Raw genomic sequence first — 12,399 nt, forward strand, 5'->3', positions numbered from 1 at the left:
TTCGTAGCCAGAGGAGCTGGAACTGTGCGCCGAATCAGAACAATTAGTAAAAGCATGTATCGCTGGCGCATTTCCGGTTGCCTGTTGGTCGTTATGCTGGCAGTTGGCAGTGCTCCCGCAATTGCGCAGGATCAGGGCGCCGATGCTGAGCCCCCGTCATCTGCAGCAACCGAAGCACGGGGTGTTGTTTCTTCCGGATTGGGTGAATGGGGTCTGAGCCAGCGTTTTCCAGACTCTGCGCTCTGGCTTGAGCTTGAGGACGGAGCCCGCACACTGTCGCTGTTCTGGCCCGAGACGGAAACGCCGGCAAGAGGTGCCGTGATCATTCTGGCGGATGAAGGCGAGAACGCGGAATCCGGTCTTGCTGGGGCTTTGGCTCGGGAATTAGCCCATCGCAAACTGGCGGTGCTTAGCTTAGGTTTAGAAGCACCTCCAGCCGCCCTCGAAAAGATACTGGAGCGCCCGCAGCTTGCACCCGAGGCCAAACTTGAAGGGCAGGGCTCGGAGTCTGGTGTTCCTGCCACGATTGACGTTATGGCTGCGGAGGCCCCGGGGGATCAGGAGACTGCCTATCGGGAGCGTATTCGCGAGGAGCTTGCGGCCGGGACCGCGGAACTCAAAAAGCGTGAATATGAGCTGGTGGCCGTGGTCGGTATAGGGCGGGGCAGTAATCATGTGGTGACCTACGCAGCGGAGCTGGGAGCGCCCCCTGCGCTGATCTGGGCGGGGCCAAAATTTTACCCAAGCGATGCAGGGCGGCTGTCAGCCACACTGGAGAAAGCCGCTGTGCCGCGTATTCTGGAGTTATCTGCATCCGGTGAAAGCGGGGAGCGAAAGGTGAGCTTGGCTAGGGCTGGGGTACAAGGTTTTAGTCTGCAGGCTGTGGGTTCCGGCACGGAATTTTTGCCACGGGATGGAAAAGCGCTTGCGAGCAGGATAGCTGCCTGGTTAACACAGGATGCGCGACAATAGCGGATGCTGAGGTATCAGAGGCGGCGCCGAATCAAGTCCCAGGCCTGCTGGTAGGCTAGCAACCGCTCTTTGGCCAATGCCCGTTCGGTGGAGGTGAGTTGCTGTTGTGCCAGTTTGTCCGGATGGCACTCGGACACCTTTTTTCGGTATGCGCGCTTGATTATTGCCACAGGGTCTCGCTTTGTAACACCCAGCAGGGCGCAGGCCTCTTCAAGATTGACCGGCATGGAAGGCGCCTTGCCCATATCACCCCATACCCGGCTGGCGTAGCTGTCGAAAATGTCTTCGCTGATGCTGACCGGCATGCCAATGTGGTCAATCGTATCCTCGCAGCGGTAACGGCGGGGTTTGCCAGGTCGGCCTTTGAGTTGGGCGGCATGGCACAGGCATATCGCCATCTTCAGTGCAGGGGTGGGCCAGGCACGATGGCTGAGCCTGAGTGTCAGCCCGGTAAGTGGCGGCAGGCTTTCCGATGCTTTGCCGTGCTGAAAGCTGCTGATGGCCTTGTGTCTTTGGCGCTTTGACAGCCTTAGCGCTGTAATAAGGTTTTCTGCAAATTCTATGTCCAGCTCCGAAACCCGCCCCTCCGATTTCGCAATGTAACCCAGAAAGAAAAACAGAGGGCGTCGACACCAGCGCGGCAGGTTGGTTTTGCCAATCAGCGTGTGTGCCTGGTGGCTGGACGCTGAAAGCTTATGCAGCAGGGTGGAAAATTCGGCTTCCATTCGCGGCGGCAGGGCGGGTTGCGCTGAATGAGTCGCCATCGGGCTAAGGCTCCTGAGCCGCCAGTTGCTGATCCAGCGCCCGTAACCGCTCAGGCGTTCCGACATCAACCCAGCTGCCAAGATGGTGCAGGCCGGCTACCCGGCTTTTTGCCATGGCCGCTCGTAGAACGGGCCCAAGCTTGCCGGCTTGATCAGTCAGCCCCTCAAACAGCCGTCTGTGCAGGAGGCTGATGCCGGTAAAGGTCAGCGTCTCACCCTCCTTGCCGGCACACTCTTCGGAAAGCAGGCCGTTGTCGTTCAGACAAAAATCACCCTTTCGGTGATGCACCGGGTTGTCTGCCATCACCAGAATCGCGTCGAGAGAAGACTGATCGCCGGGTGCCGGCGGTTGTAACCGGGTCAGGTCAAAGTCGGCCCAGATGTCGCCATTGATAACCATAAACCACTGGGTGTCGTCGGATGCGAGTAGCGGCAAGGCGCGAACGATGCCGCCGGCGGTTTCCAGTGGCTCGCCTTCCCGTGAATAATGCAGCGATAAACCGAACCGTTCGCCGTTGCCCAAGGTGTACTCGATTTGCTCGCCGAGCCAGGCGTGGTTGATGACCACGTCGCGGAAGCCGGCACGGTTCAGATGCTCAAGGTGATGTTCAATGAGCGGTTTGCCGCCTGCGCTAAGTAAGGGCTTTGGGGTGGTCAGGGTGAGTGGTCGCATGCGCTCTCCCTTGCCGGCTGCTAGAATCATCGCTTTCACTGAATATGCTCCTGAGCCGGAATTGGGCCAATCAGCTGTTCAATTCGCGGTACGGCGATTGCAGCCAGCCAGTCATGGAAATGCCTCAATGCAGGTTGCTGCTTGCTGGCGGTGAGCAGGTAGCCGACAGTGCGGGGAATGTCCTCAAGATAGCGAGTCTTGCCGTCACGCATGGCCAGGCGGGCAAAAATGCCGGCGGCTTTCAGATGGCGCTGCATGCCCATCAACTCAAACCACTGGCGGAAGGTGTCCTGGTCTGCACGGTGCAGGCCTGCTTCAAGGGCCTGTTTGCGGAAGCTTTCCAACCACTCACAAATACGCTCTTCAGGCCACTGGATGTAGCAGTCCTTTAGTAGCGATACGGCGTCGTAAGTCACCGGTCCGGATACAGCATCCTGAAAATCAATCACACCGGGGCGAGTGCCCTGTTCCCGCACCAGCAGGTTTCGGGAATGGTAATCCCGGTGTACGGTGACCTCCGGCTGGGCCAGAGCACTCTCGCGGAGCAATGCGAAGGTGGTGTCGAGCATGGATTTCTCGATGTTGTCGAGCTCCAGTCCCAGGTAGCCTTCCAGCAACCAGTCCCGGAACAGTGCCATTTCACGGTTCAGCAGTGCTGCATCATAGGCTGGCAGAGGGTAGTCCGGTTGTGCGGGAATCTGCTGGATCAGCACAAGCTCGTCCAGCGCACCCTGGTAGAGGGAATCTGCGGTATCCGGGGTTAACTGGCCCAACATCAACTGGTCACCAAAGTCCTCCAGCAAGAGAAAACCGCGCACCGGGTCGGCTTCGAATATCCGGGGAACTGTAATTCCGGACTGTCGCCAGTGCCTGCCAATGTGAACGAAAGGCCCGCAGTCCTCCAGTTCAGGGGGCGAATCCATAACAATAAATGGGGTTTGGTTGCCGTTTACATCCGTTTTGCAGACCCGAAAGTAGCGCCGGAAACTGGCGTCGCCGGAAACGGGTTGGGCTTCGGCGTTCTCAAAGCCGGGGAACTGGCTGACCCAGGCGGTCAGCGTCTGCAGGCGGTTATCCATAGCTCGGGCTGTTATCCTGGAAAAGTGTGCATTGAAACATAGCGTCAGTTAGCCGGAGTTGCGCCGATAAAATGCGCTCTCTTGTCGGCTTCTTTGCAAGGAGTATAAAGAGGCTAAGCCGGATTTGCAGCGGAGTTTCGCTTATCCGGCCCCGTTTCCGTTAACAAGCCTCCGGGGCACGTGTAAACTAGGCCGCTGTTGTGTGTGTTTAGATGCCCTGTTGCGCTATTCACACGCCTTCACGCATCTGGAACAGGAACCTTGCTACCGTGCCAATGTCCGACAGCTATCTGCAGGCGCAGAAAGGCACATTGCAACGCCGGTGTGCGAGCCTGTTTGCGGGGCTTGCCCTGATGTCAGCAACCGGAGTGTCTGCTGAGGCGCTTGCTCCGTCTGCGGCAGAGCTGGATTGGCGCCCGAAAAGTCAGCTCCCGGATGCGGTCAGGAATTCATTGCCAACCTTTTGCTCAGGTGGGTATTTGCCATCGGGTGGCGACGAAAACGGTTCGGCCGTTTTTGGAGGAAGCGCGGATGAGGCTGAGGCCCTGCAAGCCAGCGGCCTGAATGCCCGCTACGAAATTGACAGCGAGCTGTATCTGCAAGGCGATGTAAAGGTGCGCCAAGGCAACTTCCGGGTGAACGGTTCTGAGGCGCGGTATAGCCAGAGTGCCGGCCAGCTTACGATTGAAGGCCCCTTGGTGAGCCGTGGCGAGGGCTTTTTATTGACCGGCGAGCGCGCCGAATACAGCGTGGATTCCGGGCGCTTCGATATCAATACGGCGACCTTTCTGCTGCATGGTCCGGAAATGCGGGGCAGTGCCGGAAGCCTTTCCCGGGTGGATGATTCCCGGGTAGAAATTCACGACGGCATGCTCACCACCTGTGGCCCGCAGCAAAACGACTGGGCGATTGTGGCCTCCGAAATCGAGCTGGATCAGACCGAAGGCTTTGGAACCGCCAAGCACGTTCGCCTGGAGGTTCTGGATGTTCCGGTGTTTTATTGGCCCTACGCCAGCTTCCCCATTGATGACCGACGCAAAACGGGTTTTCTGTACCCGCAGTTTGGTTCCTCCAGCGCGGGTAGTGGTGCATACATTGCCACGCCTTATTACCTGAATCTGGCACCCCATTACGATGCCACGTTCACGCCGCAGTACATCCATGGCCGCGGGTTGTTCAATGAGGTGGAAGGCCGATACCTCAGTGGGCTTGGCGAGACTACCTTGCAGGTGGGATATATAGATAATGATTCGGCCTATGCAGATGACAACCCTGACGAATCCGGCCAGCGCTGGGCTTTGGATGCGTCCACCCGGGCAGAGTTTGGGGGTGGCTGGAACGGCTATGGTGATTTTTCTGTGGTCAGTGATGAAGACTATCTGAGCGACCTGAACCGTAGTCTGGCAATAAATCAGGCCACGCACCTGCAGCGTATTGGAGGCGTGCGCTATCAGGGGCCAAACCAGTATTTTGATGTGTATCTCAATGACTATCAGACCGTCAGCGACCGAATTGCCCAAGCGGATAGGCCATACGCTCAGCTGCCGGATGTTGTGTATGCCGGAACCGCCAAAGCCGGCTTGTTTGAGGCCGGGCTGGAGAGCCAGTACACCTGGTTCTATCGCGACAACGATACGCTGACGGGGCTCGATAAAGCGAATGGTCAGCGCTTTCGTGCACGGCCAGAATTGGCATTACCAATGCGCGCCCTATGGGGTTATAGCCGCCCATCGGTGAGCCTGGACTACACCCGCTACGAGCTGGAAGATTATAGCGCCGGAACGGAAGGGTTCGACCGCACGGTGCCTGTGGTGGAGTGGGACAACGGCCTGTATTTTGATCGCCAGACTAATCTGTTTGATGTGCCCTACAACCAGACCCTTGAGCCCCGGCTGTATTACGCCTGGGCTGATGCAGAAGCAGATCAGAACTACATCCCGTCGTTTGATACCGCAGTGCAGACCTTTCGCTTTGAGCAACTGTTCCAGCCTGATCGTTTTGTGGGCGGCGACCGGGTAGGCGAAGCCAACCAGCTCACCGTGGCGTTGACCAGCCGGTTCAACGATTTGCTTACCGGCGCGGAACGGGCTCGCTTCAGCATTGGTCAGGTTCAGTACTTCGAGGATCGTGAGGTGACGCTGTTTGGTGAAGGCGGAAGTGATCGCAGCCGTTCGCCGCTTGCCGGAGAGGTGGTGTTGAATCCTTTGCAGAACTTGCAAATCCGGTCTTCGGGGCTCTGGGATCCTGAAACCGGTGATACGGAAGAGGGTCGCAGCCAGCTGATCTTCCATTCGCAGGACTATCGGTATCTGGCGAGTGTTGGCCATACTTACAGCAAAGGGGAGCTGGACCAGTCTGATATTGCGGCGGTTCTCCCGGCAACAGACCGTGTTAGTCTGATCGGCCGCTGGGTGTACGATTCGGATCTCGATCGTACCGTCGGCTCTTTGGCAGGGATCGAGTACAACAATTGCTGCTGGAGTGTTCAGGTGGTTCACCAGAATTACCTGACAGATGATCAGCAGCTGGACAGCCGTATACTGTTCCAGATTCAGCTAAAAGGCCTGGGTGGCAGTGGCGGGTCCTCTTCGTCGATCTCTGAAGCTATATATGGGTTCGATGAGCGCGAGCAGCGCCGTTTCGGAACCCGCTGATTCGTTTTGCCCTGACGGCAACTGTGCCATTCCGGTACCTTATCCGCAGGCTTATTTCTTCATTATGAGGTGATTATGAAGGCGACGATTCGCCAAGGTTTTCAGACACTGCTGATGCTGTTGGCAGTGGCGCTGTCTTTTTCGGTTCAGGCAGAGCGTAAGCTGCTCGACCAAGTGGTTGCTATCGTGGATGACGATGTGGTTCTTCAATCCGAGCTGGAGGCGCGAGTCAGCACCATTACTGGTCGCCTGGCGGCTCAAGGCACAGGCTTGCCTCCACGTCGCCTTCTTGAAGAACGGGTTCTTGAGCAGTTGATTACCGAGTCTGTTCAGTTGCAGATGGCCGACAAAATGGGCATGCGCATCAGTGATAACGAGCTGAACGAAACCCTGGCCAACATTGCCAAGAATAACGGTATGAGCCTGACCGAGTTTGAAGACCAGCTGGCAGCGGAAGGCGTAAGCTACCGCCAGGCACGGGAACAGATTCGTCAGGAAATGCTTTCAGGTCGCGTTCAGCAGCGGCAGGTTGGCAACCGTATTCGTGTAACAGACAGGGAGGTTGAGAACTATCTTCTGGCGCTGGAATCCGGCGGCGGGAACGACGCGGAATATCGACTGGCCTATATTTTTATCGAACTGGATAACCCCGCTGATGATGCCGCGGTAGATGCTACCCGCGAGAAAGCCGAAGCACTCCGCACTGCCATAGTGAACGGTCGCGATTTCCGTGAAGTGGCCGTTGCGGAATCCGATGCCAGCAACGCTCTTGAAGGCGGAGATATGGGTTGGCGTGCCGAGCGCCAGTTACCATCACTGGTTGCGCCGGTTGTGCCAGCGCTTGAAGTAGGCGTGCCCTCGGAGGTTCTCGAGAACAACAGCGGCTTCCACATGGTTATGGTGATGGACAAGCGCGGTGGTGCCCAGAAGCAGGTCATACAGCAGAACCTTGTGCGCCATATCCTGATTCGGCCTTCTGGAGCGGTAACGGATGCAGAGGCGGAAGCCACTATTCGGGATCTCTTTCAGCAGCTGCAGGACGGTGCTGATTTCGCCGCGTTGGCAAAGCAGTATTCAGACGACCCCGTGTCCGGTTCTGACGGCGGCAATCTTGACTGGGTAAGCCCCGGGCAAATGGTGCCAGCCTTTGAGCAAGCCATGCAGGAAGCCGAAGTTGGTGAGTTCAAAGGGCCGTTCCGCTCGCAGTTTGGTTGGCACATCCTTTTGGTTGAAGAGCGTCGCCAGAAAGACATCAGTGTTGAAGTGAAAGAGGCGGAGGCGCGCCAGACTATCTATCGCCGCAAATTCGACTCCGAGTTGCAAAACTGGCTCCGGGAAATCCGGGATGAAGCCTTTGTTGAGCTAAAAGGAGAGTATGCAACCGACACTACGGAAGAAGAGGCCGGTGAGTCTCAGGAAGCTGCGGAATAATGAGCGATGAGGTTGTACTGGCCCTCACGGCGGGTGAGCCTGCCGGCATAGGCCCCGAGCTATGCTTGCAACTGGCGGCAGCACCGTGTGATGCCGGTGTGGTGGTTGTCGCCAGCCTGCCACTGCTGGAGGCTCGGGCCCGGCTTATGGGCCTCAATGTTAATCTGCATCCTTGGCAGCCCGGCATGGCACCAAAAAAAGATGCGGGTGAGCTTTCGGTGTTGCATGTTGAGGGTTGTGCATCGTTTCATGCGGGCAAACTGGATGTTGCCAACAGTCACTATGTGCTGGAAACCCTCAAGGTTGCTGCTAAGGGCTGCCTTGCAGGTGATTTTGATGGCATGGTTACTGCGCCCGTTCACAAAGGCATCATCAACGAAGCCGGAATTGCATTCAGTGGCCATACCGAATTCCTGCAGGAGCTCTGCGAGGTTGAGCGAGTGGTCATGATGCTCGCCACAGAAGAGCTGCGAGTGGCGTTGGTAACAACTCACTTACCCCTGAAGGACGTATCCGCCGCGGTTACGCCGGAACGGATTACTCAAGTCGCGACCATTCTGAATGCCGACCTGAAAAAGTTTTTCGGCATTGAGAAACCAAGAATTCTCGTTGCCGGCCTGAACCCCCACGCCGGGGAAGGCGGCCATCTTGGCCGGGAAGAAATTGACGTTATCGAACCAACGCTTGAGAAGCTTCGCTCTGAAGGCATGCAGCTGATCGGTCCGCTACCGGCAGATACACTGTTCACACCGCATTGGCTTGATGATGCCGATGCAGCTCTGGCTATGTACCACGATCAGGGCCTGCCTGTGCTCAAGTTTCAGGGTTTTGGGCGTGCTGTAAACATTACTCTGGGTTTGCCCATTGTGCGCACATCGGTGGATCACGGCACTGCTCTGGATCTTGCCGGTACAGGCAAGGCAGATTCCGGCAGTCTGTACACGGCTATCCGGGTGGGCGGGCAAATGGCTCGCTCCCTCAAATCTGCGAATCGCAAAGCCCCCAACAAAGAGACATCTGAGTGAGTAAAAAAGCCGGACATCAGGCCAGAAAACGGTTTGGCCAGAACTTCCTTCACGATCCGGGCGTCATTGAACGCATTGTTCGCGCCATTCACCCAAAGCCGGACGATGCCATTGTTGAAATTGGCCCCGGCCTCGGAGCGATCACCGAGGAAATTCTGGCGGTTAATCCAAAACTGCAGGTTGTGGAGTTGGATCATGACCTGATCCCTGTGCTGCGCACCAAGTTTTTCAACTACCCGGAATTCCGCATTCACGAAGCTGACGCGCTCAAGTTCGATTTTAACCAGCTTGTGGATGAGAAGCCTCTGCGCATTATTGGCAACTTGCCCTACAACATCTCTACGCCGCTGATTTTCCATCTGCTGGCCCAGTCGGGTGTGGTGCAAGACATGCACTTCATGCTGCAGAAAGAAGTGGTGCAACGTATGGGCGCTGTACCCGGCGATAATAATTATGGCCGGCTGGGGATCATGACCCAGTATTTCTGCAAGGTTCAGCCTTTGTTTGAAGTGGGCCCCGGTGCATTTCGCCCTGCGCCAAAAGTGGATTCCGCCATTGTGCGGCTGGTTCCCCATAAGGAACTGCCGCATCCGGCCAAGGATCTCGTCACATTGCAGGCGGTGGTACGAACCGCATTTAATGCTCGCCGGAAAACCTTGCGTAAGGCCTTGGCTGGCATGGTAACGGTAGAGCAGTTGCAGGCTCTGGGGATCAATGACGGCCTTAGGCCCGAAAATCTCAGCCTGGCGGATTTTGTGAGCATTGCGGACTTACTGGTCACTGAAAAAGGCATTGATCCACCGGGTGTCCAGGTCGGCGAAAATGATGCGGGAGACTTAAGCGGAGATAGCCATGACTGATTACGCCATAGGCGATATTCAGGGCTGTTATGACCGTTTGCAGGACGTCTTGGCGAAGGTGGACTTTTCGCCTTCCCGTGATCGCCTATGGGTGGCAGGTGATCTGATTAATCGTGGCCCTTCCTCACTTAAAACGCTTCGTTACATCGAAAGCCTGGGCGATTCCGCAGTGGTGGTTCTCGGCAATCACGACCTGCACCTATTGGCTTTGGCCCTTGGTGGCCATGAGCCAAAGCGCAAGGATACACTCAAGGGTATATTGAAGGCCCCCGACCGCGACAAGCTGGTGGGTTGGCTGCGCCAGCAGCACTTGTGTGTACACGACCCTGAGCGGAACCTCATTATGTCCCACGCGGGGGTGCCCCACATCTGGAGCATTCAGCAGGCCCTGACCAGCGCACGGGAAGTGGAAGAGGTGATTCGCGGGGAGCAGGCCGGGGAATACTTTGCACTGATGTACGGAAACCAGCCGGAAGGCTGGAATGAAGACCTCACAGGCATGGATCGCTGGCGGGTGATCACCAACTACTTCACCCGAATGCGTTTTATTGCCCAGGATGGCAGACTTGAGCTCACTGCTAAAGAGTCTGTTGGCAGCGCGCCCGAGGGCTATGCCCCCTGGTTTGAATTCCCCCGCACGGATGACTTGCGCGTGATTTTCGGCCACTGGGCTGCGATTGAAGGTGAAACAGGCAAAGACCGCTTTATAGGTCTGGATACTGGCTGCGTTTGGGGCGGAGCGCTCACCATGATGAACCTGGATACTGGAGAGAAAATCCATTGTGATTGCTGAATCGGCCAAGCCACATACCTCCGGCCTTATGCGTTTGCCTATTATGATTGGTGCCTTCTTTGCGCTCACGGCTGTGATGGCCGGGGCGTTTGGTGCGCATGGCCTGCGTAACCTGGTGAGCGAGCGCAGCCTGGATGTTTTCCAGACGGCGGTTAGCTACCAGATGTATCACGCCATCGCGTTGGTGCTGGTTGCTTTGCTGGCAGGCTTTGGGCTTTCACGGCGGTTGCTCGGGCTGGCCGCAGGCTTTTTTGTGGCGGGCATTCTGTTGTTCAGCGGCAGCTTGTATACACTGGTGCTGACTGACATACGCTGGGTTGGCCCGGTTACGCCTATGGGCGGTGTCTGTTTTATGATCGGCTGGATATTGTTGCTGACCGCTGGCGTGGGCCAGCAAACGAATCAAGAGAGAGGTTAGGAGCGTTATGCAGGTTCAAGTAAATGGCGAAGCCAAGGTACTCACAAAAGGTGCCACCGTTTCCTCATTGTTAGAAGAAATGGCACTGACCGGCAAACGGCTGGCAGTGGAAGTAAATGAGGACATAGTGCCTCGCAGCCAGCACGTCGAGTTTACCCTTAACGACGGAGATCGCGTTGAGGTGGTACACGCCATCGGGGGCGGCTAATCCCCATCTGGCTAGGCTGGAGCCTGGCTGTGATATGCATTTTCAAAAGATTACATCCTTACGTTTTACCAACCCGGAAACACTATGACCGACACACCAGAAATCCTGCTGCCCGAAGATAAACCGCTTGAAATTGCTGGTCGCATTTACCAGTCGCGATTGCTGGTTGGCACCGGGAAATACCGCGACCTGGCAGAAACAGGCCGTGCTATTGAAGCGAGTGGTGCTGAAATTGTAACCGTGGCGGTTCGCCGTACGAACCTGGGCCAGAATCCGGATGAGCCCAATCTTCTGGATGTGATTTCCCCGGACCGCTACACCATCCTGCCCAACACGGCCGGTTGTTATACCGCCAAAGACGCAGTGCGCACCTGCAAACTGGCACGGGAACTTCTCGACGGTCGCGATCTGGTCAAACTGGAAGTGCTGGGTGAGCACAAAACCCTGTACCCGAACATGCCGGAAACCTTGGCGGCCGCGGAAGAGCTGATTAAAGACGGCTTCAAAGTGATGGTTTACTGCTCCGACGACCCCTTGCTGGCCACGATTCTTGAGGAAATGGGCTGTATTGCCGTAATGCCTCTGGGCGCACCTATTGGCTCCGGGTTGGGCATTCAGAACCGTTACAACATCCGGTTGATTGTCGAAAATGCCAAGGTTCCGGTGTTAGTAGATGCGGGTGTAGGTACAGCCTCCGACGCTACTATTGCCATGGAGTTGGGTTGCGACGGTGTTCTGATGAACACTGCCATTGCTCAAGCCAGAAACCCGATCAAGATGGCCAATGCCATGCGCCTGGCGATTGACGCTGGCCGAGAAGCTTATCTGGCAGGCCGGATGCCCAAAAAGCTCTACGCAAGTGCATCCTCGCCCCTTGATGGCACTTTCTTTTAATTTCTATTCTGATTAAGAGCGCTGCAGTATGGCCATAAACGATCAGAAGCCCAGTCGCCGGGAGGCAATCCTCCACGCCCTTTTGGAGCTCCTGGAAAAGGACCCCGGAGCCAGAATCACCACGTCTGTTCTCGCTAAATCCGTTGGTGTGACTGAGGCGGCGTTGTACCGCCATTTTCCCAGCAAGCGGAAGATGTTTGAAGCGCTTCTGGAGTTTGCGGAAGATGCGGTGTTTTCCCGCTGTCAGGTAATCCTGCAGGAGCAGGACGATGTGCGCGTGCGATTGCAGCAGTTGGCGCATCTGGTTTTGGTGTTTGCCGAACGTAATCCGGGTTTGTGTTGTGTTCTCACGGGCGATGCGCTGATCGGCGAAAACGAGGCATTGCGCAAGCGTGCCTCCCAGTTTTTCGAGCGCCTGGAAACCCAGGTACGGCAAACCCTGAAAGAAGGCGAGATTCGTCAGGGCTTGCGGCCACGCACCAGTGCTACCCGGGGTGCGGACTTTGTTCTGGTGTTCATGGAAGGCCGCATTCAGCGATTTGTACGCTCATCGTTCTCCCGATTGCCCACGGCTGATTTTGACGAAAGTTGGGACTTGGTTGCTGAGGCTATTTGGCCTGAATAAGCC

Annotated in this window: 13 protein-coding genes; 10 read left to right on the plus strand and 3 right to left on the minus strand. The window is 56.5% G+C overall.

Annotation, left to right across the window (positions count from 1 at the left end):
- Positions 1-24: 24 nt before the first annotated feature.
- On the plus strand, positions 25-972 hold the full coding sequence (locus tag AADB16_RS04375; RefSeq protein WP_410801643.1) for a DUF3530 family protein: 948 nt from the start codon (positions 25-27) through the stop codon (positions 970-972).
- A 14-nt stretch (positions 973-986) separates the two neighbouring features.
- Here the strand turns inward: AADB16_RS04375 and AADB16_RS04380 are convergent, their stop codons facing one another.
- The 3 genes from AADB16_RS04380 to AADB16_RS04390 are packed head-to-tail and all read right to left on the minus strand — an operon-like array spanning position 987 to position 3,488.
- Positions 987-1,736 carry a molecular chaperone DjlA gene (locus AADB16_RS04380; RefSeq protein WP_410801645.1) on the minus strand — a complete coding sequence of 250 codons (750 nt, stop codon included), beginning with the start codon at positions 1,734-1,736 and terminating at the stop codon, positions 987-989.
- Between the two features lie 4 nt (positions 1,737-1,740).
- Positions 1,741-2,448, minus strand: a complete 708-nt coding sequence (gene murU / locus AADB16_RS04385; RefSeq protein WP_410801647.1) for an N-acetylmuramate alpha-1-phosphate uridylyltransferase MurU — start codon at positions 2,446-2,448, stop codon at positions 1,741-1,743.
- Entirely contained in the window at positions 2,445-3,488 is a 1,044-nt protein-coding gene (locus AADB16_RS04390; protein WP_410801649.1) for an aminoglycoside phosphotransferase family protein, read from the minus strand. The genes murU and AADB16_RS04390 overlap by 4 nt, the downstream gene beginning before the upstream one ends.
- 353 nt (positions 3,489-3,841) lie before the next feature.
- Here AADB16_RS04390 and AADB16_RS04395 point away from each other — a divergent pair, with 353 nt between their 5' ends.
- The 9 genes from AADB16_RS04395 (at position 3,842) to slmA (ending at position 12,396) form a co-directional block, all read left to right on the plus strand.
- Complete coding sequence (locus tag AADB16_RS04395; protein WP_410803572.1) at positions 3,842-6,142, plus strand: LPS-assembly protein LptD; 2,301 nt, start codon at positions 3,842-3,844, stop codon at positions 6,140-6,142.
- Positions 6,143-6,217: 75 nt separating this feature from the next.
- Complete coding sequence (locus tag AADB16_RS04400) at positions 6,218-7,573, plus strand: peptidylprolyl isomerase (protein WP_410801651.1); 1,356 nt, start codon at positions 6,218-6,220, stop codon at positions 7,571-7,573.
- The gene (gene pdxA / locus AADB16_RS04405; protein WP_410801653.1) at positions 7,573-8,598 is read left to right on the plus strand and encodes a 4-hydroxythreonine-4-phosphate dehydrogenase PdxA; all 1,026 of its coding nucleotides are present in this window, start codon (positions 7,573-7,575) and stop codon (positions 8,596-8,598) included. The genes AADB16_RS04400 and pdxA overlap by 1 nt, the downstream gene beginning before the upstream one ends.
- On the plus strand, positions 8,595-9,458 hold the full coding sequence (gene rsmA / locus AADB16_RS04410; RefSeq protein WP_410801655.1) for a 16S rRNA (adenine(1518)-N(6)/adenine(1519)-N(6))-dimethyltransferase RsmA: 864 nt from the start codon (positions 8,595-8,597) through the stop codon (positions 9,456-9,458). The genes pdxA and rsmA overlap by 4 nt, the downstream gene beginning before the upstream one ends.
- Positions 9,451-10,251: a symmetrical bis(5'-nucleosyl)-tetraphosphatase gene (locus AADB16_RS04415; protein ID WP_410801657.1), complete on the plus strand. Its 801-nt coding sequence runs from the start codon at positions 9,451-9,453 to the stop codon at positions 10,249-10,251. Before rsmA ends, AADB16_RS04415 begins: the two co-directional genes overlap by 8 nt.
- A 43-nt stretch (positions 10,252-10,294) precedes the next feature.
- The gene (locus tag AADB16_RS04420; RefSeq protein WP_410803574.1) at positions 10,295-10,669 is read left to right on the plus strand and encodes a DUF423 domain-containing protein; all 375 of its coding nucleotides are present in this window, start codon (positions 10,295-10,297) and stop codon (positions 10,667-10,669) included.
- A gap of 7 nt (positions 10,670-10,676) precedes the next feature.
- On the plus strand, positions 10,677-10,877 hold the full coding sequence (gene thiS / locus AADB16_RS04425; RefSeq protein WP_309044740.1) for a sulfur carrier protein ThiS: 201 nt from the start codon (positions 10,677-10,679) through the stop codon (positions 10,875-10,877).
- Positions 10,878-10,961: 84 nt separating this feature from the next.
- Positions 10,962-11,771, plus strand: coding sequence for a thiazole synthase (locus AADB16_RS04430; RefSeq protein WP_410801659.1), 810 nt, complete (start codon positions 10,962-10,964; stop codon positions 11,769-11,771).
- A gap of 34 nt (positions 11,772-11,805) precedes the next feature.
- Positions 11,806-12,396, plus strand: a complete 591-nt coding sequence (gene slmA, locus AADB16_RS04435; RefSeq protein ID WP_410803576.1) for a nucleoid occlusion factor SlmA — start codon at positions 11,806-11,808, stop codon at positions 12,394-12,396.
- Positions 12,397-12,399: the final 3 nt, after the last annotated feature.

Origin of the sequence: Marinobacter sp. KMM 10035, assembly GCF_046537445.1 — a bacterium.
GTDB classification, from domain to species: domain Bacteria; phylum Pseudomonadota; class Gammaproteobacteria; order Pseudomonadales; family Oleiphilaceae; genus Marinobacter; species Marinobacter sediminicola.